At 72.3% G+C, this 23,031-nt stretch carries 20 protein-coding genes; 10 read left to right on the top strand and 10 right to left on the bottom strand.

Translation table 11 applies throughout. From position 1 onward, the window contains the following. Window positions 1-44: 44 nt before the first annotated feature. Window positions 45-893 carry a pyridoxal kinase PdxY gene (pdxY, locus tag ABD297_RS17690; RefSeq protein WP_344256382.1) on the bottom strand — a complete coding sequence of 283 codons (849 nt, stop codon included), beginning with the start codon at window positions 891-893 and terminating at the stop codon, window positions 45-47. Window positions 894-986: 93 nt separating this feature from the next. On the opposite strand from pdxY, the gene ABD297_RS17695 reads away from it, so the two are divergent. After that, window positions 987-1,310, top strand: coding sequence for a rhodanese-like domain-containing protein (locus ABD297_RS17695; protein WP_344256383.1), 324 nt, complete (start codon window positions 987-989; stop codon window positions 1,308-1,310). Between the two features lie 27 nt (window positions 1,311-1,337). Continuing rightward, a complete protein-coding gene (locus tag ABD297_RS17700) occupies window positions 1,338-1,898 on the top strand; it encodes a CD225/dispanin family protein (protein ID WP_344256384.1) in 561 nt (186 codons plus the stop codon). Window positions 1,899-1,907: 9 nt separating this feature from the next. Here the strand turns inward: ABD297_RS17700 and ABD297_RS17705 are convergent, their stop codons facing one another. Then, on the bottom strand, window positions 1,908-2,696 hold the full coding sequence (locus tag ABD297_RS17705) for a hypothetical protein (RefSeq protein WP_344256385.1): 789 nt from the start codon (window positions 2,694-2,696) through the stop codon (window positions 1,908-1,910). Between the two features lie 261 nt (window positions 2,697-2,957). Here ABD297_RS17705 and ABD297_RS17710 point away from each other — a divergent pair, with 261 nt between their 5' ends. Beyond that, window positions 2,958-4,637 carry a phospholipase C gene (locus ABD297_RS17710; RefSeq protein ID WP_344256386.1) on the top strand — a complete coding sequence of 560 codons (1,680 nt, stop codon included), beginning with the start codon at window positions 2,958-2,960 and terminating at the stop codon, window positions 4,635-4,637. A gap of 88 nt (window positions 4,638-4,725) precedes the next feature. Here the strand turns inward: ABD297_RS17710 and ABD297_RS17715 are convergent, their stop codons facing one another. Both ABD297_RS17715 and ABD297_RS17720 read right to left on the bottom strand, forming a co-directional pair. Next, entirely contained in the window at window positions 4,726-5,586 is an 861-nt protein-coding gene (locus tag ABD297_RS17715) for an Fpg/Nei family DNA glycosylase (protein ID WP_344256387.1), read from the bottom strand. A 12-nt stretch (window positions 5,587-5,598) separates the two neighbouring features. Further along, complete coding sequence (locus ABD297_RS17720) at window positions 5,599-6,711, bottom strand: App1 family protein phosphatidate phosphatase (RefSeq protein WP_344256388.1); 1,113 nt, start codon at window positions 6,709-6,711, stop codon at window positions 5,599-5,601. A 103-nt stretch (window positions 6,712-6,814) separates the two neighbouring features. On the opposite strand from ABD297_RS17720, the gene ABD297_RS17725 reads away from it, so the two are divergent. The 3 genes from ABD297_RS17725 to ABD297_RS17735 all read left to right on the top strand — a co-directional run bounded on the left by ABD297_RS17725 (window position 6,815) and on the right by ABD297_RS17735 (window position 10,583). Next, window positions 6,815-7,447, top strand: a complete 633-nt coding sequence (locus ABD297_RS17725; RefSeq protein ID WP_344256389.1) for an N-acetyltransferase — start codon at window positions 6,815-6,817, stop codon at window positions 7,445-7,447. An 83-nt stretch (window positions 7,448-7,530) separates the two neighbouring features. Continuing rightward, window positions 7,531-8,622 (top strand): hypothetical protein, encoded by a 1,092-nt coding sequence (locus tag ABD297_RS17730; protein WP_344256390.1) that lies wholly within the window; start codon window positions 7,531-7,533, stop codon window positions 8,620-8,622. Window positions 8,623-8,657: 35 nt separating this feature from the next. Beyond that, a complete protein-coding gene (locus ABD297_RS17735; RefSeq protein ID WP_344256391.1) occupies window positions 8,658-10,583 on the top strand; it encodes a penicillin-binding transpeptidase domain-containing protein in 1,926 nt (641 codons plus the stop codon). Window positions 10,584-10,844: 261 nt separating this feature from the next. On the opposite strand, the gene ABD297_RS17740 is transcribed toward ABD297_RS17735, so the two are convergent. Next, window positions 10,845-12,788 (bottom strand): N-acetylmuramoyl-L-alanine amidase, encoded by a 1,944-nt coding sequence (locus ABD297_RS17740; protein ID WP_344256392.1) that lies wholly within the window; start codon window positions 12,786-12,788, stop codon window positions 10,845-10,847. Between the two features lie 294 nt (window positions 12,789-13,082). On the opposite strand from ABD297_RS17740, the gene ABD297_RS17745 reads away from it, so the two are divergent. Beyond that, entirely contained in the window at window positions 13,083-13,739 is a 657-nt protein-coding gene (locus ABD297_RS17745) for a hypothetical protein (RefSeq protein WP_344256393.1), read from the top strand. Window positions 13,740-13,899: 160 nt separating this feature from the next. On the opposite strand, the gene ABD297_RS17750 is transcribed toward ABD297_RS17745, so the two are convergent. Continuing rightward, window positions 13,900-15,960, bottom strand: coding sequence for a M4 family metallopeptidase (locus tag ABD297_RS17750; protein WP_344256394.1), 2,061 nt, complete (start codon window positions 15,958-15,960; stop codon window positions 13,900-13,902). Between the two features lie 231 nt (window positions 15,961-16,191). After that, window positions 16,192-16,815 (bottom strand): molybdenum cofactor guanylyltransferase, encoded by a 624-nt coding sequence (gene mobA, locus ABD297_RS17755; RefSeq protein ID WP_344256395.1) that lies wholly within the window; start codon window positions 16,813-16,815, stop codon window positions 16,192-16,194. A gap of 37 nt (window positions 16,816-16,852) precedes the next feature. On the opposite strand from mobA, the gene fdhD reads away from it, so the two are divergent. Then, window positions 16,853-17,701, top strand: coding sequence for a formate dehydrogenase accessory sulfurtransferase FdhD (gene fdhD / locus ABD297_RS17760; protein WP_344256396.1), 849 nt, complete (start codon window positions 16,853-16,855; stop codon window positions 17,699-17,701). 50 nt (window positions 17,702-17,751) lie between these two features. After that, entirely contained in the window at window positions 17,752-18,090 is a 339-nt protein-coding gene (locus tag ABD297_RS17765; RefSeq protein WP_344256397.1) for a YciI family protein, read from the top strand. Between the two features lie 122 nt (window positions 18,091-18,212). Here ABD297_RS17765 and ABD297_RS17770 read toward each other — a convergent pair whose 3' ends face one another. The 3 genes from ABD297_RS17770 to ABD297_RS17780 all read right to left on the bottom strand — a co-directional run bounded on the left by ABD297_RS17770 (window position 18,213) and on the right by ABD297_RS17780 (window position 21,635). Beyond that, window positions 18,213-18,563, bottom strand: coding sequence for a VOC family protein (locus tag ABD297_RS17770; RefSeq protein WP_344256398.1), 351 nt, complete (start codon window positions 18,561-18,563; stop codon window positions 18,213-18,215). Between the two features lie 204 nt (window positions 18,564-18,767). Further along, window positions 18,768-20,405 (bottom strand): ABC-F family ATP-binding cassette domain-containing protein, encoded by a 1,638-nt coding sequence (locus ABD297_RS17775; protein WP_344256399.1) that lies wholly within the window; start codon window positions 20,403-20,405, stop codon window positions 18,768-18,770. A gap of 36 nt (window positions 20,406-20,441) precedes the next feature. Continuing rightward, window positions 20,442-21,635, bottom strand: a complete 1,194-nt coding sequence (locus ABD297_RS17780) for a molybdopterin molybdotransferase MoeA (protein WP_344256400.1) — start codon at window positions 21,633-21,635, stop codon at window positions 20,442-20,444. Between the two features lie 42 nt (window positions 21,636-21,677). Here ABD297_RS17780 and ABD297_RS17785 point away from each other — a divergent pair, with 42 nt between their 5' ends. Then, complete coding sequence (locus tag ABD297_RS17785) at window positions 21,678-23,009, top strand: glycoside hydrolase family 1 protein (RefSeq protein WP_344256401.1); 1,332 nt, start codon at window positions 21,678-21,680, stop codon at window positions 23,007-23,009. Window positions 23,010-23,031: the final 22 nt, after the last annotated feature.

Consider the following 23,031-nt stretch of genomic DNA (forward strand, 5'->3'; position numbering starts at 1 on the left):
CGGAACGGCGCGTTGCGACTATAACGCGCTTTCAGGCGAAACGGTCAAGCCACCGACAAGATTTCAAAAATCTCGTTCGGGTGCGCGATGGCGTCCTGCTCGGCGACGAGCAGCATCTCGTCGGAGCCACTCGCGTGCGTGCGCTCGAGGACGGCATACATCGTCGCCGCCGTGCGGCGCAGGGCCACCTCGGGCCCGTCGGTCAGGTAGTGCGCGAGGAAGACCGCGGCCGTGACGTCGCCACCCCCGCGCACCGTCATCGGCAGCATCGGGGTCGTGACGACCCACGCGTCGGCGGCGGTGATGCAGGCCATCTGGATCGAGCCCTCAGGGGTGTCGGACGTCAGCGCCGACGTCACGAGGACGACCTTGGGCCCTAGGGCCACGAGCTCGCGCGCAGCGGCGACGAGGTCAGCCTGCGTGGAGACCTCGCGCCCGACGAGGAACTCGAGCTCGAACTGGTTGGGCGTGACGATGTCGGCCTGCGGCACGACGTGGTCGCGGAGGTACTCCGGGATGCCCTCCCGCACGAAGAAGCCGCGGCCGACATCGCCCATCACGGGGTCGCAGCAGTAGACGGCGGATGGGTTGGCCGCCTTGACGCGGGCGACGGCGTCGAGCACGACCTCGCCGACCGCCTCGGCGCCCTGGTAGCCGGAGAGCACCGCGTCGATGGTCGGGAAGGCGCCCCGCTCCTCGACGCCGTCGATGACGGCCGCGACGTCCGCGGGGGCGATGAGCGGGCCGCGGGTCGAGCCGTAGCCGGTGTGGTTGGAGAACGTCACCGTGAGCACGGGGTAGACCTCGTGGCCGAGCCGCTGGAGCGGGAAGACCGCGGCCGAGTTGCCGGCGTGGCCGTAGGCGACGTGGGACTGGATCGACAGGATCTTCACGCGCCCAACCCTAGCCGCGCGAGCACGCGGTCCGGCTGCCGCGCGGGCACCGGACGATCCGTCACCGACGTTCGCCGTGTCAGGATGGATCGCATGAGCGCGATCCCCACGACGACCGTGTCCGAGCTGCCCGACGACGCCGTCCTCGTCGACGTCCGCGAGGCTGACGAGTGGGCTGCGGGGCACGCCCCCAACGCCATCCACATCCCGCTCGGCGAGCTGCCCTCCCGCATCGACGAGCTGCCCGAGACCGACGACACCGTCGCCGTCGTGTGCCGCATGGGCGGCCGCTCGGCGCGCGCCGTCCAGTGGCTCGTGCAGCAGGGCTACGACGTCGCCAACGTCGAGGGCGGCATGGTCGAGTGGCAGCGCGCCGGCAAGCAGCTCACCGCCGACGGCCACCCCAGCATCATCTGACCTGCGACCGGCGAGGGGGCTGACCCGGTGACCGACCGCGACCGCCACGACGACGCGCGCCAGCCGGACCCGACGGCCGACGCGTGGTCGGCGTGGCTGCCGCGCCTCGACCCGCCCTCGACGCCGTTGCCGCAGGCCTCCGGGCCGCCGGGGCCCGACGGGTCCGTCATCCCTCCGGCACCGTCGAGCACCACGACCCCGCCCGACGCGCCGGTCGACCACAAGGCCCTCCCGCCGACGCTGCCCCAGCTGCCGCCGCCGCCCAGCGCACCGCCGGGCTGGTATGCCGCGCCGCTGCCTCCCGCGCCCACGCCACCCCAGGCGACGCCGCCGCCGTACGGCTCCCCGCCGCCGAGCCGGGTCGGCCTCGCGGTCGTCTGCACCATCCTCTGCTTCATGCCCTTCGGCATCGTCGCCCTCGTCAAGGCGAGCTCCGTCAGGTCCAAGTGGGCCCAGGGCCGGTGGGACGAGGCGCGCCGCACCTCGGCGTCGGTCAAGACCTGGTGCCTGCTCGCCTTCCTCGTCTCACCCGGCCTGGGGCTCCTCTACGGCTGCACCGCGGTGCTCGGGATGCTCGGGATGCACTGACCCGCCGTCTCAGGAGACCGGGATCGTCGCCGGCCGGGTGCAGACGAGCTCGTCCCCCTGTGGGGCTGCGACGGCCGCCTGGACCACCCCACCCCCGGCGGCGGACGGACGCGCCTGCGCGGCGCGGCCGTCGACCTGGACGCAGAACTGCCACTGCGTCAGGCCGGTCCCGACCGCCGCACGGGGGGCCTGGAAGGACTCTCCCGGCACGTCCAGCATCGGCGGCGACACGGCATACGCCTTCCCGGTGACGCTCGCCCCGGGAGCGAGCACGTGGCCGCCCATGACCGGGGCGGCGGCGAAGCGCACGCCCGGTGCCGTCGCGAAGCCCTGCTTGCTGAGGCGCAGCACGCCGTCCTGCTCGTAGACCCACGCGTGCTTGGCGTCGACGGCGGCGGGCAGCGTGGCGCTGCCGAGGTCCTGGGGCACGATGTCGTAGGCCAGCCGCGGCGTGGAGCCCGTGTTGGTCACGGTGTAGTCGACGACGAGGCCCCGGGTCGCCGCGACCCCGGTCCCGGCCCCGACCGTGGATGCCGGGCGCGGGCCTCCCACCCTGGGGCCACCCGGTGCCATCGTGGCCACGAGGCGCACGCTCCCCGACGTCACGGTCTGCACCGGCCGACCCGTGCCACCCGTCGCGCCCGTCGCGCCCGTGCTGCCCGCGCTGCCCGCGCCGACCGTGCTGCCCGCCGACGTGGGTGTCCCCGGAGACGGCGTCGCGGCCTCTCCGCAGGCGCCCGTGGCGAGCGCCGTCCCCACTACGAGCGCGGCAACGGTCATCGGCTTCATCGACGTCATCGGCTTCATGATGGGGAAGACAACCACGAGGCGCGGATCGTTGCAGTCCGAACCGTTTCGTCCCCATCCTGAGTGTCACCTGAGCGCCACCACCGAGCGCGCTGGCAGTAGCGCCAAGTCGCGGCGCAGTTTCGGCAAACAGTCCTTAAACGACCCGTCCGGAAGGTCTGGGGCACCCCATGACGGGCGTACTTTTGCCCCGGCCCCGAGCGATGCGCCAGGCACGCCCACGGCCGATCCGCCATCGCCAGAGGAGACCCCATGAAACGTTCCGCCCGCCTCGCGCTCGCAGGCGTGGGCGCCGCCGCCCTCGTCGTCCCGGTGGTCGCCACCGCCGGCGCGGTCAGCGCCCACCCGCGGCCGACGTCGCACCCGGCGACCGTCCGGACGTCCACCCCGATCAAGCACGTCGTCGTCATCTTCGGCGAGAACGTGTCGTTCGACCACTACTTCGCGACCTACCCCAAGGCCGCCAACACCCCCGGCGAGCTCAGCCAGGGCTCCGGCACCCCGGCCCCGAGCTTCACCGCAGCGCCCGGCACGCCCCGCAGCATCGCGACCCTCGCGCACGACCGCCTGCTGGCGCCGAACAACCCCAACTCGGTGCAGCCGCAGCGCCTCACGCCCGGCCAGGCCGTGACCTGCGACCAGGACCACACCTACACGAACGAGCAGAAGGCCTACAACGCCGGCGCCATGGACAAGTTCGTGGAGTTCACGAGCAAGGACGCCTGCGCGGCCCCGACGTTCGGCCGGCCCGGTCTGACGATGGACTACTACGACGGCAACACCGTCACGGCGATGTGGAACTACGCGCAGCACTACGCGATGAGCGACCACGCCTTCAGCACGACCTTCGGCCCCTCCTCCCCCGGCGCCATCAACCTCGTCTCGGGCAACACGCACGGCGTCAAGGAGTTCAACGCCGACGGCACCCCCGCCACCACCCCTGCCGGGGGCGACTACACGGTGCGCGTCCCCGATGCCAACGGCATCGGCACGATGACCGGCGACCCCGACCCCGTCTACGACGACTGCTCCAACAACAGCCACGCGAAGAGCTACACGCTCGCCGCGATGACGGGCCGCAACGTCGGTGACCTCCTCAACGCCAAGAAGGTGTCGTGGGGCTGGTTCCAGGGCGGCTTCACGCCGACGACCGCTGCCGCCGGTGGCGCACCCGCTGCGTGCCTGACCACGCACACCAACGTCGCCGGGGTCTCCTCGACCGACTACAACCCGCACCACGAGCCCTTCCAGTACTACGCGTCGACGGCGAACCCGCACCACCTGCCGCCGGCGAGCGCCGCGGAGATCGGCCACGACGGCCAGGCCAACCACCAGTACGACATGTCCTCCTTCGACCAGGTCGTCGGCACCGACAGCCTGCCGGCCGTGAGCTTCCTCAAGGCCCCGAACTACCAGGACGGGCACGCGGGCTACTCCGACCCGCTCGACGAGCAGCGCTTCGTCGTCAAGGAGGTCAACGCCATCCAGAAGTCGAAGAACTGGAAGGACACGGCGATCGTGCTCGCCTACGACGACTCCGACGGCTGGTACGACCACGTGGCCGCGCAGGTCAAGAACGCCTCCAACACGACGGATGACGCTGCCTTCTGCACCAACGCCGCCGCTTCCGGCGTGCCGATCGCCCAGGGCTACCAGGACCGCTGCGGCCCCGGCCCGCGCCAGCCGCTCGTCGTGATCTCGCCCTTCTCCAAGACGAACTACGTCGACCACCACCAGACCGACCAGGCCTCGATCCTGCGCCTCATCGAGGACAACTGGGGCGTCGGCCGCATCGGTGACGGATCCGCCGACGCCTGGGCCGGCTCGATGCGCGGCCTCTTCTCGTTCGAGGACTCGCGGGCCCCGCAGGTCATCCTCGACGAGAACCGCGGCACCGTCGCCTCGGTGCAGCGCACCCGTCACGAGGGCTGACCCCCTCGGCGACACTTCGCCACACCCGCACGACGGAGCGGGCCGGGTCACAGACCCGGCCCGCTCTGCGTCGCCCGGGGACGAGGCGCTACTTGAGCAGCCGCGACATGCGCCGGTCGGCGAGCGGCTTGCCCCCGGTCTGGCAGGTGGCGCAGTACTGCAGCGAGGTGTCGGCGAACGACACCTCGCGCACGACGTCGCCGCACACCGGGCAGGCCTCGCCGGTGCGGGCGTGCACGCGCATGCCGGCCCGCTTGGCGTCCTTGAGCTCCTTGGCGGGCTTGCCCGACGCGGTCGTGACGGCACTCTTCAGCGTGTCGCGCAGGGCGGCATACAACCGCTCGACGACCTCGGGCGCGAGGGTGCCGGCGATCGCGAAGGGGCTGAGCTTCGCGACGTGCAGGATCTCGTCGGAGTAGGCGTTGCCGACGCCGGCGATGAACTCCTGGTCGCGCAGCAGCCCCTTGATCTGGGTGCGGCGACCCTCGAGCATCGACCGGAACCGCTCGAGGCTGAAGTCGTCGGCCATCGGGTCGGGTCCCAGCCGCGCGATCCCGGGCACCTCGGCCGGGTCCTTGACGATGTATGCCGCGAGCGACTTCTTCGTGCCCGCCTCGGTCAGGTCGAAGCCGGAACCGTCGGACAGGCGCACCCGCAGCGCGATGGGCGACTTGCCCGGGCGCACGACGGTGGCGGGCAGCTGGTCGGACCAGCGCAGCCAGCCCGCGCGCGCGAGGTGGAAGACGAGGTGGGTGCCGTCGGCGTCGATGTCGAGGAACTTGCCGTGCCGGTGGACGCCGTCGACCGGCGCGCCCTCGAGCGCCTGGGGAGGCGGGTTGAAGGTCTTGAGCACGCTGAACGACGCGAGCTCGACCCCCGTGATGGCGAGGCCGGTCGTCCGCTCGGCGAGGAAGTCGACGAGCGCCTGCACCTCCGGCAGCTCAGGCATGGCCCCAGTGTGTCATCCGGAGGCGACGGAACGGCCGGGACGCGACGGCTGCTCGTCCGGGGCCGCGACCTCCCCGACCTTGCCGGCGCTCTCGAGGACGCGCAGCATCGAGTGCCCGTCCGCGGCCGAGAAGGACGGCACGGAGCGCGCCGCCCACGACCGGATCGGCGCGTCGATCTTCATCGGGTTGGACAGCACCTGCTCGGTCGGTGACAGGTGCCGGATGCAGATGGCCTCGACCCGGTCGGGCCTGGCCTCGGCGAAGTCGGCGTAGATCTGCGGGTCGTGCTGCCCGTCGTCGCCGACGAGGAGCCAGCGGATGTCGGGGAAGTCGCGGGCGAGGCGGTCGAGGCTCGTGCGCTTGTGCGCCTGGCCGCTGCGGAACCACCCGGTGTTGGTCGGGCCCCAGTCGGTGAGCATGAGCGGCCCGAGCGGGAAGCCGTTCTCGACGAGGAAGCGGTTGAGGGTGGCCGCGGTGTTCCACGCGCCCGTCGAGACGTAGACGATGGGGGCGCCCGGGTGCGCCGACAGGATGCGGCGGTACATCGGGGCCATGCCGGAGACCGCGTGACGGGCCTTGCCTCGGCGCACGAAGGTGTTGAAGGCCGCGATCATCGGGCGCGGCAGCATCGTCGTGATGACGGTGTCGTCGATGTCGCTGACGATGCCGTGGGTCACGCCGTCGGCGACGATGAAGACGTCGGCCGCGACGGGATCCGTGCCCTGGGCCTCGACGACGACCTGCTGCCAGCCCGGCGCGAGGCCGTGGTCGCGGGCGACGATGTCGACGTGGCCGCCTCGGTCGGACCGGCCGTAGACCTCGCGGTCGCCGACGGTGACCTTGACCGGGACGCCGGTCGCCGGGGAGGTGATGAAGGCGCGCCACCCACGGTCGTAGTGGGCGGGGCTGAGCGCGCCGGTCGCGTCCTGGCGCGGCTCCGGGCCCTCGGTGCGCTCGCGCCCCTTGCGCCCCAGCAGGATTCGCGCATAGACCCGGACGAACGAGGACGAGCCGTAGCCGACGTGGGTGATGACGCGGTTGCCCCACCCGCGGCTGCGGAGCACGCGTTCGACCTGCTCGTGGACGGTGTCCTCGACGATGGCGGCCGCGTGCGGTCGTGACATGGCCACAACCTACCCGTGACGGCTGTCGCCCGCGCGAACGGCGCGGTGCCAACAGGTGGACCCCGACGGGCGGGGTCGCGACGCGGCGGGTTTGATGGTCCGCGTGCACCCCATTGCCGAAGTCCTCAGCAAGGCCGCAGGTGGCGACTTCCCCGCCGTGGACGGCGGGTGGCAGCGCGTCGAGCCGTGGCGCCCCGGCGTCGAGGGCGTGATCGCCTTCACCGGGCACGCCTACCTCGCCGTCGACCACGACGTCTCGGACGGCACGCTCGTCTCGCTGAGCCCCGACGGCTTCGGCGGCGCGAGCAACCCGCGCCTCGTCTCGCGCCTGGCCGGCAGCGGATGGATCGACGCGCTCGACATCATCCTCGTGGCGCGCGGGACCGGCGGTGAGCCCACGCTCGTGCCCCGCAGCGACCTGCGCAACCACCCGCGCGCCGAGCACGCCACGTCCGTGCGCAGCGACGTCACGACCTTCGGGTATGCCGTGCCGGACGACCACACCCTCGTGACCCTCTCGACGGGGCTGGGTGGCCTGCCCGAGGTCGGGCTCGAGACCGACCCGGCCAAGGACCACGTCGGCTCCGACGTCGTGCGCGACGCCCTGACCCTCATCCCGGAAGGCGAGGTCGTCGTCGCCGCCTGCGCCCCGGGCAACGCGCGGGCCCTGCGCGCGTTCCTGTCGGCCGGCTTCGAGCCCGTCGCCTCGGTCCAGCTCTGGCGCCCGGAGCGCTGACCGCTCGGCCGACTGCCGCGTGGCCGCCCACTCCGGCGCCTGCGCGACTGGCGGATGTCGGCGGGACATGATCGGATCTGCGCGTGGACACCGGCGTTGACGAGCGATCCGGCGTGGCCCGCGGGGCCCGCCGTCGGAGTGCCCGAGTCCGGCTCTGGCCGGTGCTGCCCCTGGCCGGCGCCGCCTGGTGGGTCGGTGGGGCCCTGCCGTGGGTCCTCGACGGACTGGGCGCGCAGTCGCCGCGCGACTGGCCCTTCGACGTCGCCACCGGCTCCGCGACCGACGGCTACATCAGCCTGCTGCCGTTCACGACGGCCCGCCTCGGGCTGCTCCTGACGATCACGCTCGTCGCCGGTGGTCTCGCAGCTTTGGCGGTGCTCTGGGTGCGGCCTCGCGGCGACCGTCGGCTGGCGGCCTCGACGCTGGCCTCGCTCGGGGTCCTGCTCGCCGCTGCCTACTCCATCGCCCAGTCGGCCGGAGCCACCCGCCAGCTCGGCGGCGACTTCGACCGCGACGACCGGGTGCTGCTCGGTGTGCTCGCGGTCGCCGTCGTCGGCACCGTGGTCGGGCTCGCGCTCGGGCTGCTCGTCGTGCTCGGCGGTCCGGTGCTGCGTGCTCTCGCCGCCGCGCCCCTGGCCGTCGCCCTCGGCAGCTGGGTCAACGCCCTCGTCGTGGCGCTGGCCGGTCTCGACCGCGCGATCGGCGTGCTGCGGTGGACGGCCGTCGTCGTCGGTGTCGCGGCCGGGCTCGTGCTGGCCGGACTCGGTCTGCGACCGGTCCGGCGCCTGCTGGCCTGGGTCGCCGTGCTCCTCGTCGTCTCGGTCGCGGCCGCGGGCCAGACAGCCTTCTCCTACCTCGCCGCCTACCTGCGTCCGCGCACCGGCCTGCCCGACGGCCTGCGCGACCACGTCCTGGCCAGCCGCGACGTCTTCGTCGCCGCCGTCCGGCCCGAGAACCAGGCGTGGGGCATCCACGCCGTCGCCCTCGCCGTCGGCATCCTCGGGTCCCTCGTGCTGTGGCGCCGACAGGGTGGACCGTCGTCCACGAGCGCACCGACCAAGAGCGCACCGACCGGGAGCACGCCCGCCGGGGAGGGGCCGTCCGCGCCCGAGGCCAGCACCCGGCATACGCCCGCTCCTGCAGACGACCGTCACGTCGACGCCACGATCCGATGACATGGGGGCCGCAGCGCGGCACGTACCGTTGGGCCATGCTCAGGGGATCACGCGCCAGGACTCTCGTCTCCGTCTCGCTCTCGGGCGTGCTCGTCGGCACGCTCGCGGCCGGGTGCTCGATGTTCGACTCACCGCCCGACCCCGGTGACACCGCGCGCGCCCTGGCCTCGGGCCTCGCCTCCGCCGACCTCGGCGCCGTCACCTTCAAGGGCACGACCCCGGCCAAGGCCAGCGCGTTCGTCAAGGCCGCCTACAAGGACCTCGGGACCCTCCGGCCCCAGGTGTCGCTCAGCGAGATGAGCCACAACGACGGCTCGGACCACGCGACCGCGACCCTCTTCAGCCGGTGGGACGTGTCGGCGTCCCCGAAGGACTGGACCTACCAGACGCAGGTCAACATGACGCTCGTCGACAACCAGTGGCAGGTGTCGTGGACGCCCGGCGTCGTCGCACCACAGCTCACGTCCGACGAGACCCTCGACCTCGCCCGCAAGTGGCCCCAGCGCGCCGACATCCTCGACCCCGCCGGCGCCAAGATCATGACCGAGCGCGAGGTCGCCGCCGTCGGCATCGACAAGACGAAGGTCTCGGGCGCCGAGGCCGCCGCCTCCGCCAAGAAGCTGGCCGCGCTCATCGACATCGACCCCAACCGCTTCGCCGCCAAGGTCGCCGCCGCAGGGGCCAAGGCCTTCGTCGAGGGCGTCACCCTCCGCGAGACCGACCCCCTCCTGCAGCGCAACGGCGCAGCCATCGCCAAGGTCAAGGGCGCGCTGACGGTGCCCGCCATGCAGGTGCTCGGACCCAGCCGCACCTTCGCCGCACCGATCCTCGGCACCGTCGGCGAGGCCACCGCCGAGCAGATCAAGGCCTCCAAGGACACCCTCCAGGCCGGCGACACCGTCGGCATGACCGGCCTGCAGTACCGCTACGACGCGCAGCTGCGCGGCACCCCCGGCCTCGCCGTGCAGGCCGTCAAGCGCGGCGCCGACGGCAGCGTCATCGACAAGCGCGAGCTCTTCGCCGAGCAGTCCACCGACGGCAAGCCGCTCACCGTCACCCTCGACCAGAAGGCCCAGGCCGCCGCCGAGGCGGCGCTCGCCAAGCAGACCCAGCACCCCACCGCGCTCGTCGCGGTCCGCGTCTCGACCGGCGAGGTGCTGGCAGCCGCGGTCGGCCCGGCCGCCAACGGCTCGACCCTCGCCCTCGCCGGCAAGGAGGCGCCCGGCTCGACCTTCAAGATCGTCAGCTCGCTCGCCAACATCCGCAAGGGCGCCACCGCCGACACCAAGCTGCCGTGCACCCCGTCGCTGACCGTCGACGGCCGCACGTTCAGCAATTACACGACCTACCCGACCAAGCACCTCGGCGACATCCCGATGCGCACGGCCCTCGCCTACTCGTGCAACACCGCCTTCATCAGCCAGTACGAGAAGGTCAGCCAGGCCGACCTCATCAGCGCCGCCCAGTCGCTCGGGATGGGCGAGAAGCTCGACCTGCCCTTCACCGGCTTCCTCGGCTCGGTGCCCACGACCGACAACGTCGTCGAGCACGCGGCCTCGTTCATCGGACAGGGCCGGGTCGAGGCCTCGCCGCTGACGATGGCCCTCGTCGTCGCCTCGGTCATGAAGGGGCAGACGGTCCGGCCGCAGCTCGTCGCCGGCGCGCCCGCCCTGCCGAAGCCCGCGACGCCGCTCGACCCGACCGAGGCCGGCGTGCTGCGCCAGGAGATGCGCGACGTCGTGGCCGAGGGGTCCGGCATGGTGCTCAAGCCCCTCGGGGTGGAGTACGCCAAGACCGGCACCGCCGAGTTCGGCACGAAGAACCCGCCCGACACCCACGTGTGGATGGTCGCCGGCCGCGGCGACATCGCGATCGCGGCCTACAACGAGGTCGGCGACAACGGCGTAACGGGCGCCGCGCCGTTCATCGTCAGCTTCCTCAAGTCCTACGACCTCCGCTGACCCCGAGCCTCCCCCGTCCTTCCCCGTCCTTCCCCGTCGAGAGGCCATATCCGGCCCCACTGAGACCGTCGAAGGGCCACGAATGGCCGAGTCTGGCTCGTCGAGAGGCCACGAATGGCCGAGTCGGGGTAGTCGAGAGGCCACGTCCCGCGCTGGGACGTGGCCTCTCGACGTTGGTCAGGGGGCCATCCGTGGCCTCTCGACGTTGGTCAGGGGGCCACTCGTGGCCTCTCGACGGTTGAAGGGAACGGGCGGGGGTCGCTACTGGGCCGGGACGACGTCGACGTCCGCGGCGCGCACGTACGCGAAGCGGTGGCCGAGCGAGATCTGGTAGTAGCGGTCCTGCCCGACGACGTCGACGTGGTCGTTCGGGGTGTCGGCCGAGAAGGTCGTCGCGCGGTAGTAGTCCGTCGGCACCGTGAGGTCGCCCACGGCATACCGCTGGCCCGCGGCGAAGGTGTACTGCAGCGGGACGACGGCCTGCCCGGGGATGCCGGCGGGGTAGGCGGATGCCTCGGGGTAGGCGCGTCCGTAGACCGGCGCCGACGCGAGTCCGGCCTTCGGCACGACGTAGGAGCCCTTGACCGGGACGGCCGTCGGGTCAGCGACCGGGTTGGGGAACCAGCCCTTGACGCCGTTGAACCAGATGGCCGTCCAGTCACCACGGCGCTCGGCCACGGCGAAGGTCAAACCGGCCTGCGCGCGAGCGCCGATGTCGGAGACCGACGTCGTCGATGGCGCGCCACTGGACTTCCGACCGATGTCGTTGACCAGCGGGGCCTCCGCCGACGGGGCGGTGCGCAGGTAGACGAAGTTCGTCGGCTGCGAGCCGCAGCTGTCGGCGGCCTTGCCGTCGCAGAACGTCACCGGCTGACGGTTGTCCTCGAAGCCGGGCAGGATGCGCACGAGGTCCTTGGCGGCACCGGACTGGTGCGCCTGCAGCGGCGCGCCGAGCAGCTGGAAGTAGTGCTCCCAGTTCCAGTAGGGGCCCGGGTCCCAGTGCATGCCGGCGACGTTGCCCGGCGTCACGCCGGGCACCTGGTCGTGGCCGAAGATGTGCTGCATGTCGAGCGGGATGTCGTACTTCGTGGCGAGGTAGCGCACGAGGCGAGCCGACGAGCGGTACATCGGCTCGCTGAACCATTGGGCGCCCGTCGCCGCGAAGCCCTCGTGCTCGAGGCCGATCGAGTGGCTGTTGACGTACCAGTTGCCCGCGTGCCAGCCGACGTCCTGGGGCTGGAGGTGCTGGGCGATCTGCCCGTCGGAGCTGCGTAGCGTGTAGTTCCACGCGAGGTAGGTCGGGTCGGTCACGAGCTTGAGCGTCGTGTCGTAGGTCGCCTCCGTGTTGTGGATGACGATGTTGGTGATCTTCGGCGCGGCCGGGCGGCTCGCGATGTCGTGGTTGCCGTAGTCGCCGGGGTCGGAGCCCAGGCTCTCGTAGGGCACCGGGACCCACGCGCAGTCGAGCCCGGGCGGGCAGTCGACCGGGCCGTTGCTCTGCTTCTTGAGCAGGCCGAGCCGCTTCACCTGGGCCGTCTGCGGTGTGACGCGCGACGGGACGAGCGAGACCTGCTTGCCGTCGACCGTGCGGCGCGAGGCGCCCGAGGCGATGACGGAGTATGCGTCGTCGGCGAAGGCGTTCGCGACGTCCTCCTCGCCCGAGCCGGATGCGTCGGCGACCGCCGCGAACCAGGCGCCGGCGTCGCTCGCCTGCCCGGTCGGCAGCCCGAGGCGCTTCTGGGTGGCGGCGAGCAGCGCCGCTCCGCCGCGGATGTTGGCGAGCTCGTCGGTGCGCAGCGCGTCCTCGGACAGGCCGGTCAGCGTGGCCGCCCGGCCGAGCGTGTCGGCGGCGGGTGACGGTGCGGCGGTGGGCGCCTGACCCAGGCCCCTGCCCTCCGCCGCCGAGCCGAGGTGCGCGTCGACGAGGTGCATCGGGCCGTAGCCCCCCGAAGTGCTGTGCCCGGGGTTGAAGTCCCAGCGCGTCTGGGCGTACGACACGGCCTCGAGGACCGTGCGCGGCACGCCGTACTCGGCGGCGGCGGCCGCGAAGGCCCGCTCTCGGCTCGCCGGGTCGGTGCCCGCGCTCGAGCCGCTGGAGCCGCTGGAGCCGCTGGCGCCGCTGGCGGCGGTCGGGTCGGCCGCCTGCGCCGAGGGGCCGGCCAGGGCCATCCCGGCGGTGACTGCTGCGAGCGCACCGAGGGCCACCACGGACCGTCGCGCTCTGCGGGCCCCTGGAGTTCGGTGCGGTGTGGAGTTGGGTATCACTCGATCGTCCCTTTCGTATCCCTAAGGACCGCAGGCCACCGAACCGTCGATGTGGGTCCATCGGCGCCGGCGCCCCCTGCGGTCGGATGTCCCCGGCAACGACCGAGGACACCTCTGACTCCGAGCATTCCCGTGCACCTTGAGGCCCGCCACTTGAAACCGTCACCCGAGCGTCACCCGCAGTCCACCGCGTCACACGTGCATCAGCCGTCCGGAAGGCGCACCATGGTTCCCATGGGGCGCGCAGGCCTGTGCGTGGGGTTGGCCATCGCAGCAGTCTTCGTCGGGGGCTGCGGATCGGCCACGTCCGCCGACGCCGGCGCAGGCTCCTCCGGCACGACCGGGGCCATCTCGTCCGCCGCCCCGTCCTCGACGTCGGCACTGGCGCGTGTCGGCAGCGCGGCAAGCGGCGGCAGTGGTGGCAGCGACGCGCTGGCGCCCTCCTACGGGCCGTCGTTCCCGCTCGTCCTGCGTCGCACCGGCGGCATCGCCGGCTTCGACGACCGGATCGTGCTCGACCTCGACGGCCGCATGCACGTCGAGACGCGCTCGGTGCACGGGCGCGTGTGCACGCTCCCCGCGCAGCAGCAGCGCCAGCTCGTCTCGCTCCTGGCCACGCTCCGCCTCGACGCCCCCGCCACCGACCTGCCAAGCACCGACGTGCCGCCCGGGGACCTCGCCACCGTTGCGCCGGATCCAGTGACCGACCCGATCACCATCTCGGTGACCGACGACCACGCCCGTCCCATCGACCTCAGCGACCCGTCGCTGGGCGAGATCTCCGGGCTCGTCGCGGGTCTCGTCGGCGACGTCACGCTGACGGTCCCGGCGACCACGCGCTGTACGACTCCCGCTGCCCCTGCCACGCCCACCGGTCCCCAGGCCGGCTGAGCGCCGGGTCACGACCACGGCGGCTGAGGCCGGGGCCTGGGCAGGCGCGCTCGTCCACCACGCGCACGAGGCCGGTATGCCGCGGGCTTGACCCCGCGGCATACCGGCCTCTGGTGGTGCGTGACGTCCAGGGCTGCTCACGCAGCCCGGTGTTCTTGGCTCAGAAGTTCGTCGAGACGTCGTCGATGACGAAGCTCGTCTGCAGCGAGGAGTCCTCGGTGTCGGCGAACTTCAGCGTGACGTTCGTGCCCTTGTAGGCGGTGAGGTCGATCGTCTTCTGGACGTAGGACGCCTTCGGCGTGGACAGGTTGGAGAAGCTGGCCTTGGTGACGCCGTTGATCTGGACGGTGGCCGTGTCGTAGGCGCTGGTCGTCGTCGTCTCGGCCGTGTCGATGCGGATGTAGTACGTCAGCGTCGGCGAGGTGGCCGTGGACGGGACGGCGAAGGTCTGCGACTCACTCTCCGAGCCCGAGGTGCCGTTGCCGCCGAGCCACAGCTTCCACGAGCCGGTGCGAGCCGGGCGACCCGTGTTGTTGGTGATCGGGCCGGAGGTGCCGGTCCAGCCGGTCTGGCCGGACTCGAAGCCACCGTTGGTCAGGGCAGCACCCGTGCCGCCGCCACCGCCGCTGGTGCCGCAGGTCTCGGTGCTGGCCGGGGCCGCGATGGCGCCCATGGCCTTGTCGACCGCGGCGCACTCGGCCGAGCCGGCGCCGTAGAGGTCCTTGGCGGCCTTGATGACGCCGGTGCGCGCAGCGGCGTAGTTGCTGCTCGAGGTGAGGTAGGTCGACAGCGTGCGGTACCAGATCTTCTCGACCTTGGTGTGGCCGATGCCGGTCACGGTCGAGGCGTCACACGTCGGGCTGTTGTAGCTGACGCCGTTGATCGTCTTGGCGCCCGAGCCCTCGGAGGCCAGGTAGTACCAGTGGTTCAGCGGGCCCGAGGAGTAGTGCGGGTCGAGGCCGCCGAGGGAGCTGCTCCAGCAGTCCTTCGAGGCGCCGTCCTTGCTCGGCTTGTCCATGTAGCGCAGCGGGGTGCCGTTGCCGTTGAGGTTGATCTCCTCGCCGATGAGGTAGTCCGGCGTGTCGGAGGGGTTGTTGGCGTACCACTCGACGGCGGTGCCGAAGATGTCGGACGTCGACTCGTTGAGGCCGCCCGCGTCGCCGGAGTAGGCGAGGCCCGCGGTGTTCTCGGTGACGCCGTGGCTCATCTCGTGGCCGGCGACGTCGAGCTCGACGAGCGGGGCGGCGTTGTTGGCGCCGTCGCCGTACGTCATCTGCGTGCCGTCCCAGAAGGCGTTGACGTAGTTCTGCCCGTAGTGGACGCGGCTGCGGGCGCCGGTGCCGTTGTTCCAGATGCCGGCGCGGCCGAGCTGGGTGTTGTAGTAGTCGTAGGTCTTGCCGGCGCCGTAGTGCGCGTCGACGGCCGCCGACTGGCGGTTGCTCTGCAGGCCGTTGCCCCAGACGTCGTCGGCGTCGGTGAACGTCGTGCCCGTGCCGGAGGTCGCCTGGTTGAGGTCGGTCGTGTAGTTCCCGTGCGTGTCCTTCATCGTGTAGGACGTGCCGGCAGTCGTGGCGAGCGTGACGGAGCCGACGAAGATGCCGTTGCCGGTGCCCTCCTTGACGTCGTCCCAGCTGGTCAGCGTCTTGCCGGTGTGGGCGTCGACGATCGTGTGCAGCTTCGTCGGCGTCTGGTCGGCCTTGATGCCCTCGGTGATGACCTCGTAGGCGAGCTTGGGGCCGGTGGCCGACTGGAAGACGACGAGCTCACCGGGGGTGGCGGACTCCTTGTTGGCCTTGGAGTCGGCGAGACCGGCCTGGTGCGCCTGGCTCTTGGAGATCGACGGCGTCATCGACGACGGCGTCACGTCCTTGCGGACGTTCCACGTGACGCTCTTGACCGCGCCCGAGGCGTCCTTGTGGCTGACGAAGTCACCGCCGATGACGCGGAGGCCGTCGAGGGTGCGCTCGTAACGGACGTGGGTGGCGCCGTTCGAGTCCGCGATGACGGACTTCACGGTGAGCTTCTCGCCGGAGGCGAGGCCGAGGGCGCTCGCGGACGATGCTGCTCGGGACTGCTCGGTCGCCTTGAGGCTCTGCGACTCGGGGGCCGGCGCCTTGTCGCGCCCTGCTCCGGCCGCTGCGCCCGCCGGGATCGCCGGCGAGATGGCGAGGGCGAGGGCGAGCAGCCCTCCGGTCGCCAGCCCAGACTTCAGTCGATTCACTGTTGCTCCTTGTCGAGATGCGGCGCACGCCGCTTGGAGGGAGTTCCGCCATCCCACGACTTGAGATCGGGCCGGAACGAGCGCGACGTTGGCAGTTGCCTGTGAACGCGGTCAACGTCGGATGCCAAGTCTTTGCCAACTGCGTCCCAACTCATGAGAAGCGCTTGGTCGCAGGGCGATTCGCCGCAGGGCGTGACTTGGGTGATCTCCCAGAGTCGTGGGGACGTGCTCTCAGCGGGCTGTCGGACTGCCGTCGGCGCGGGCTCGCGCCCGGGCCAGGTCGCTCGGGGTGTCGACGTCGAGCGCCACCTCGCCGGGGTCGTCGACAGACTGCGTGCGTATGCCGTGTGCGAGCTCCCGCATGCTCCTGCCGTAGGCATCGCCGAGCTCCTCGAGCCGTCGGCGCAGGACCGGGAGGCGCCAGGTCGCGCAGAGCCAGTTGGTGCGTCCGTCGGCGTCGACGGTGACGGCGAGGTCGGCACCGTCGGGCTCGTCCAGGGCGGCGAGCAGCCGCTCGAGATGCTCGGAGGTGACGAACGGCAGGTCGGCGGCGAGGACGGTGACGGCATACGGGATCGGTGCCCCGGGGTCCGCGGTCAGCGCCTCGACGGCGGCGGCGAGCCCGGCGACGGGACCACCTCCGGGCACGGGCTCCATGACGACGCGCACCCCGGCGGGCACGCCCTGCCCCGGCCCCACGACGAGCGCGGGGCGGTCCCCGGCGGCGTCGAGCACCCGCGCGACGAGCGGTCGGCCACCCACGTCCAGCACCGGTTTGTGCGAGCCCATGCGCCGTGACGCACCCCCCGTCAGCACGACGACGACCGCGGGCGCTGGGGCTGGGACGGGTGGCACTCTCGGAGTCTGGCACGACGTCTGGCAGGCTGAGTCCATGGGACGGGTGACGGTGCGGCGCAAGGTCACGACGATCGACCTCGCCACGCCCGGGTCGACGACCCGCCCCGACACGCTCACGGTCGAGGAGCCGCTCGAGCTGCGCGTCAACGGGACGCCGCTCACGGTGACCATGCGCACGCCGGGGCACGACATCGAGCTGGTGCACGGCTTCCTCATGTCGGAGGGGCTGATCCGCTCGGCCGACGACATCGCGCTGGCCCGCTACTGCGAGGGCGCGGTCGTCTCGGGAGAGAGCGGCTTCGACGAGAACACCTACAACGTCATCGACGTGACCCTGGCGCCCGGTGTCGCGGCGCCGGCCGCCTCGGCGACGCGGGCCTTCTTCACCAACTCCTCGTGCGGCGTCTGCGGCAAGGCGAGCATCGAGCAGCTGCGGGCCCAGTCGGCGTTCGACGTGCGGTCCGACGCGACGGAGTTCGCCGCCAAGGTGCTGGCCGAGCTGCCGGACGCGCTGCGCACCGAGCAGAAGTCGTTCGACAAGACCGGGGGCCTGCACGCGGCCGGGCTCTTCACCGCCGACGGCGAGCTGCTCGTCGTGCGCGAGGACGTCGGCCGGCACAACGCCGTCGACAAGGTCGTCGGGTGGGCGCTCCAGAGCGGACGCGTGCCGGGCGTCGGGTGCGTGCTCGTCGTGTCGGGGCGCGCGTCGTTCGAGCTGACCCAAAAAGCGATCATGGCCGGGATCCCTTGTCTCGCAGCGGTTTCGGCACCGTCTTCCTTGGCTGTCGAGTGCGCCGAGGATGCCGGGATGAGCCTGCTCGGCTTCGTCCGCGGCAGCCGTCTCAACGTGTATGCCGGGGCCCACCGGATCACGACCACCTGACCACACCGCCTGCTTTGTCCGCCCTGCCCGACCGACTGGAGGCCCGACCCGTGCCGATCTTCGCGATCCACTACACCTATCCCGACGACGTGACCGAGATGCTGACGATCCGGCCCGAGCACCGGGACTTCCTCGCCGGGCTGTCCGGACTGCTCGTCGCGGGGATGTACCAGGACGGCATGGATGAGGTGAGCGAGGGCGAGCCGACCGACCAGGAGCCGGCCAACGCCGCGCTCATCGTCTACTCCGCCGACTCCGTCGAGGCCGTCACGGAGACCTTCGACCAGGACCCGTACTGGCTCGGCGGCTACGTCCTGCGCCGGGTCGTCCGCCGCTGGGACCCGCCGCTGGGGCCGTGGGTCGCGGACCCCACCCAGTCCCCCGGCTGAGCACGCCCGCGCGGACCCCGCGCGACGCCCGGCCGCACACGTCCGGGCGAGCCACACACCTCTGGGCCACACGCACCTCGGACACGGTGTGGCCCTGACCCGGACGTGTGCGCCTCGCTCTCTCAGAGCTGCTGGGCGAGACCGACGACGTGGCCCTGCGGGTCGGCGATGAGGGCGAACGAGACGCCCGGCACGGTGACCGGGTCCTGGACGACGCGGCCGCCGAGCCGGGTGGCACTGGCGATGGACTCGGCCATGTCGTCGATGCCCACGAAGAACGTGACGAGGTCGGTGTCGCCCTGCAGCGGGCTGATCGCCGTGTACAGCGCGCCCGGCACCCCGGTCTCGACGAAGGTGTAGCCCGGGAAGGCCCCCTCGTCGGGATAGGTCCAGCCGAACAGGTCGTGGAAGAACGCGCGGGTCGCGTCGGGGTCGCTGGAGCGGATCTCGGCGTGGACGATGGGGTGGCTCATGATGACCTCCGTGGTTCACGGTCGCCGGGCTGGCGGCCGCCCACCTCGATGACGAACGAGCGCCCGCGAAATCGACACCAGCAACCCGCTCACCTCGGGATCAGGCGCACCTCGGGGAGGAGGCGCTCATGGCCCGAACGTGTGCGCGTGGCCCGGGCGTGGGCGGCTGGTGCGCCGCGTGGGGCCGGCAGGTCGGTCGATGCCTCAGAGGCGGGTGACCCGGCCGTCCTCGACGTGCCAGCGCTCGTCGAGGCGCACGTTCTCGAGCAGCCGCCGGTCGTGCGAGACGAGCAGGAGCGCACCGTCGTAGGTGTCGAGCGCCTCCTCGAGCTGCTCGATGGCGGGCAGGTCGAGGTGGTTGGTCGGCTCGTCGAGGACGAGCAGGTTGACCCCGCGGGCCTGCAGGAGCGCCATCGCGGCCCGGGTGCGCTCTCCGGGCGACAGGCGTCCGACGGCACTGCCGACCTGGTCGGCCTTGAGCCCGAACTTCGCGAGCAGCGTGCGCCGGTCGGCCGGCTCGAGGTCGGGCACCGCCTCGCCGAAGGCGTCCCCGAGCGACAGGTCCTCGTCCAGGCCGGTGCGGGCCTGGTCGATCTCCCCCACCGCGACGCTCGCACCGAGAGACGCGGTGCCCGAGGTCGGCTCGACCCGCCCGAGCAGCAGTGACAGCAGCGTCGTCTTGCCGGCGCCGTTGGGCCCGGTGATGCCGATGCGGCGGCGCGCCTCGACCTGCAGCGACGCCGGCCCGAACGTCCAGTCGCCGCGGCGCACGACCGCCTCGTTGAGCGTCGCGACGACCGAGCTCGACCGCGGCGCGGCGGCGATCGAGAACTGCAGCACCCACTCCTTGCGCGGCTCCGCCACCTCGTCGAGCCGCGCGATCCGCGACTCCATCTGGCGCACCTTGCGGGCCTGCTTCTCGGCCGAGTCCTGCTGGGCCGAGCGGCGGATCTTGTCGTTGTCGGGGCTCTTCTTCATCGCGTTGCGCACGCCCTTGGACGACCACTCCCGCTGCGTGCGGGCGCGCGCCTCGAGGTCGGACTTCGTGCCGGCATACGCCTCGTAGGCCTCGCGCGCGTGGCGGCGGGCGACCTCGCGCTCCTCGAGGTAGGACTCGTAGCCGCCGTCGTGGACCGAGACGGAGTTCTGGGCGAGGTCGAGCTCGACGATGCGCGTCACGCAGCGGGCGAGGAACTCGCGGTCGTGCGAGACGAGCACGACGCCACCCCGCTGGCCGTGGACGAAGGCCTCCAGCCGGTCGAGCCCGGCGAGGTCGAGGTCGTTGGTCGGCTCGTCGAGCAGCACGATGTCGAAGCGGCTGAGCAGCAGCGCGGCGAGCGCCGCCCGTGCCGCCTGGCCGCCGGAGAGGGAGGTCATGAGCGCGTCGGCGCCCACGTCGAGGCCGAGCTCGGCGAGCATCGGCGGGATGCGGTCGTCGAGGTCGGGCGCCCCGCTGACGAGCCAGTGGTCGAGGGCGACGGCATACGTCTCGTCGGCCTTCGGGTCGTCGCCGCCGAGCGCGGCAGCAGCCTCCTCCATCGCGAGGGTGGCGGCGGTGGCACCGGTGCGCCGGCCGATGTGGTCGGCGACGGTCTCGCCGGGGAGGCGCTCGTGCTCCTGCGGCAGCCAGCCGACGAACGCGTCGGAGGGCGCCGTCGTCACGGTGCCGTCGAGCGGCTGGTCGGCGCCGGCGAGCAGCCGCAGCAGCGTCGACTTGCCTGCGCCGTTGGCGCCGACGACCCCGACGACGTCACCGGGGGCGACCGTGAGGTCGAGGTGCTCGAAGAGGGTCCGGTGGGCGTGGCCCCCGGCGAGGTCCTTGGCCACCAGGGTCGCGCTCACGGGCCCAAGCCTAGGGGCGCCCGGCGGGTGCCCCGTTCACACCGGGTGGACGGTGACGACGTCGCCGGCGATGAGCTGGTCGACGCCCTCGGGCACCTCGACGAGGCAGTTCGCGGCGGCCAGCGCCGTGAGGTGGCGCGCGTCGGGCGCGCTCACGGTGCCGTCGTCGTGGAGCACGCTCGTGACGAACTGGACGCGTCCCGCGCGCGTGCGCCGGGTCCTGCCGACGTATGCCGCGTGGCCCGGTCGCCCTCCCGGCTCCCCGTGGCGACGGTCGAGCGCAGGGCGGACGAGCACGTGGAACGCGACGAAGGCCCCGACCGGGGTGCCCGGCAGGCAGACGACGGGGGTGGTGCCGTAGCGGCCGAGCCCCTGCGGTCCGCCGGGCTGCATGGCGAGGTGCACGAAGTCGAAGGTCGGCAGCGGCGAGCAGACCTGGCGCACGACCTCGTAGGCGCCGGCGCTCACTCCCCCGGTCGTCACGACGAGGTCGACGTGGGCGTCCGCGTCGAGCTCGTCGAGCAGCCGGCGCAGCTCGTCGGGCTCGTCGGAGCACACCTCGACGCGCCGCACGTCGCAGCCGGCGGCCTCGGCGAGGGCGGCGACCATGTCGGAGTTGGACTCGTGGATGCCACCCGCACCGGGGTCGGCGTCCGGTGGTGCGAGCTCGGCGCCGGTCGCGATGACGGCGACGCGGGTGGGCGCGTGGACCTCGACGCTCGTGCAGCCTGCGGAGCGCCCCAGCGCGATGAGCGCCGGTGTCACGGCCGAGCCGGCGGTCCCGATGACGGCGCCGGCCGTCACGTCCTCCCCGCGCAGGCGCACGTGCTGACCAGCCGCCAGGTCGCCCTGCACGGTGACGTGCGCGGGCGCCGGACCCGTCGGGCTGGCGTCGGTGCGCTCGACGGGCACCACTGCGACCGTGCCGTCCGGCACCCGGGCGCCGGTCATGACGCGGGCCGCCTCGCCGGGAGCGAGCGTGAAGCCTGGGGCCGAGCCGGCCGGCACGTCGCCCACCACGGGATAGCTGCGCTGGTCCGGCGAGCCGGGGCACACGGCATACCCGTCCATGGCCGAGTTGTCGAAGCGTGGCAGGTCGTCGGCGGCCACGAGGTCGGCTGCGAGGCGGCGGCCCGCGGCGTGCCGGTCGAGGGTGACCTGCTCGGTCGAGCCGTCCCCGAGGAGCCGCTCGACGGCGGCGCGGTGCTCGGCGACGGAGACGTGACCCACGAGCGCCAGTCTGTCGCATCGACCCCCGGTACGTTGAGGCGCATGGCGACCTCCGGTCCGCAGGCTCGCGGCTTCCGTCTCGACGGGATGCTGCTCGGCGTCGCGACGGCAGCCACCCAGATCGAGGGCGGTGATGTCGACAGCAGCTGGAGCGACTGGGCCGACCGTCCCGGCACCATCGCCGACGGCTCGACCCCCCGGCGGGCGACCGACCACTGGCGCCGGTGGCGCGAGGACACCGAGCTGATGGCCTCGCTCGGCGTGCAGGTCTACCGGATGAGCGTCGACTGGGCGCGCCTCGAGCCGCGGCCGGGTGCGTGGGACGAGACAGCGTTCGCGCGCTACCGCGAGGAGCTGGAGCTGTTGCACGAGAGGGGGATCCGGCCGCTCGTGACGCTCCACCACTTCAGCCACCCACTGTGGTTCGAGCGAGACGGCGGCTGGCTCGCGCCGGGTGCCCTGTGGGTGTGGGAGCGGTTCGTCGCGGAGGTCGTGACGCGGCTCGGCGACCTGGTGTCGGAGTGGGTGACGATCAACGAGCCCAACGTCTACGTCACCGGCGCGCACGTCTTCGGCGACTTCCCGCCCGGCCACCGCAGCCTCCCCGAGGGCCTGCGCGTCTTCGAGGTGCTCGCTGCGGCCCACATCCGGGCGTATGCGCTCATCCACTCCCTGCGACCGGGCGCCGACACGATGGTCGGGGTCGCCCACCACCTGCGCCCCTTCCGGCCGGGCAACCCGCACAACCCCTGGCACCGCACGCTCACGGCGGTGATGCGCCGCCTCTTCCAGGACGCGATCGTGCAGGCGATGACCACCGGCGAGTTCGCCGCGCCGCTGCGCAGACCGGCCGGAGTCCGGGCCGGACACTACGCGGACTTCTTCGGCCTCAACTACTACTCGCGCACGCCTGTGACGCGCTTTGACGACGGCACCCCACCGGGCGTCCCCGTCAACGACCTCGGCTGGGAGGTGTATGCCGCAGGGCTCGGCGTGATGGCCCGGTGGGCCTGGGAGACCTACCGCCTCCCCGTCTGGGTCACCGAGAACGGCACCTCTGACGCTGCCGACGCCTTCCGGTCGCGCTACCTGTGGGAACACCTGTCGGTGCTGGGCGAGGTTCGGGCACAAGGCGTTCCGGTCGATCGCTACTACCACTGGTGCTTCGTCGACAACTGGGAGTGGGCCGAGGGCGAGGGTCCGCGCTTCGGCCTCGTCGCGCTGGACTACGAGACCCAGGAGCGCACGGTACGGGACTCTGGCCGCTTCTTCTCAGAGGTCGCGCACGAGCACGGCGGGACGCTGGACATGCACGCGAGATACGTTGCGGGACAGGTCTATCCGGTCAGCCAGCACGAGAGTCACCACCGCTGAGGCCGGGGCACGGAACCGCCCC

Source organism: Terrabacter carboxydivorans (assembly GCF_039532035.1).
Taxonomy (GTDB): domain Bacteria; phylum Actinomycetota; class Actinomycetes; order Actinomycetales; family Dermatophilaceae; genus Terrabacter; species Terrabacter carboxydivorans.

What these genes read in the sequence shown, in the direction of transcription:
- ABD297_RS17695 (WP_344256383.1), top strand. Translation starts at nt 987, where the DNA reads ATGAGCGCGATCCCCACGACGACCGTGTCCGAGCTGCCCGACGACGCC.
- ABD297_RS17770 (WP_344256398.1), bottom strand. Translation starts at nt 18,563, where the DNA reads ATGAGCCACCCCATCGTCCACGCCGAGATCCGCTCCAGCGACCCCGAC.
- ABD297_RS17710 (WP_344256386.1), top strand. Translation starts at nt 2,958, where the DNA reads ATGAAACGTTCCGCCCGCCTCGCGCTCGCAGGCGTGGGCGCCGCCGCC.
- ABD297_RS17785 (WP_344256401.1), top strand. Translation starts at nt 21,678, where the DNA reads ATGGCGACCTCCGGTCCGCAGGCTCGCGGCTTCCGTCTCGACGGGATG.
- ABD297_RS17735 (WP_344256391.1), top strand. Translation starts at nt 8,658, where the DNA reads ATGCTCAGGGGATCACGCGCCAGGACTCTCGTCTCCGTCTCGCTCTCG.
- ABD297_RS17715 (WP_344256387.1), bottom strand. Translation starts at nt 5,586, where the DNA reads ATGCCTGAGCTGCCGGAGGTGCAGGCGCTCGTCGACTTCCTCGCCGAG.
- ABD297_RS17705 (WP_344256385.1), bottom strand. Translation starts at nt 2,696, where the DNA reads ATGACGTCGATGAAGCCGATGACCGTTGCCGCGCTCGTAGTGGGGACG.
- ABD297_RS17745 (WP_344256393.1), top strand. Translation starts at nt 13,083, where the DNA reads ATGGGGCGCGCAGGCCTGTGCGTGGGGTTGGCCATCGCAGCAGTCTTC.
- ABD297_RS17720 (WP_344256388.1), bottom strand. Translation starts at nt 6,711, where the DNA reads ATGTCACGACCGCACGCGGCCGCCATCGTCGAGGACACCGTCCACGAG.
- fdhD (WP_344256396.1), top strand. Translation starts at nt 16,853, where the DNA reads ATGGGACGGGTGACGGTGCGGCGCAAGGTCACGACGATCGACCTCGCC.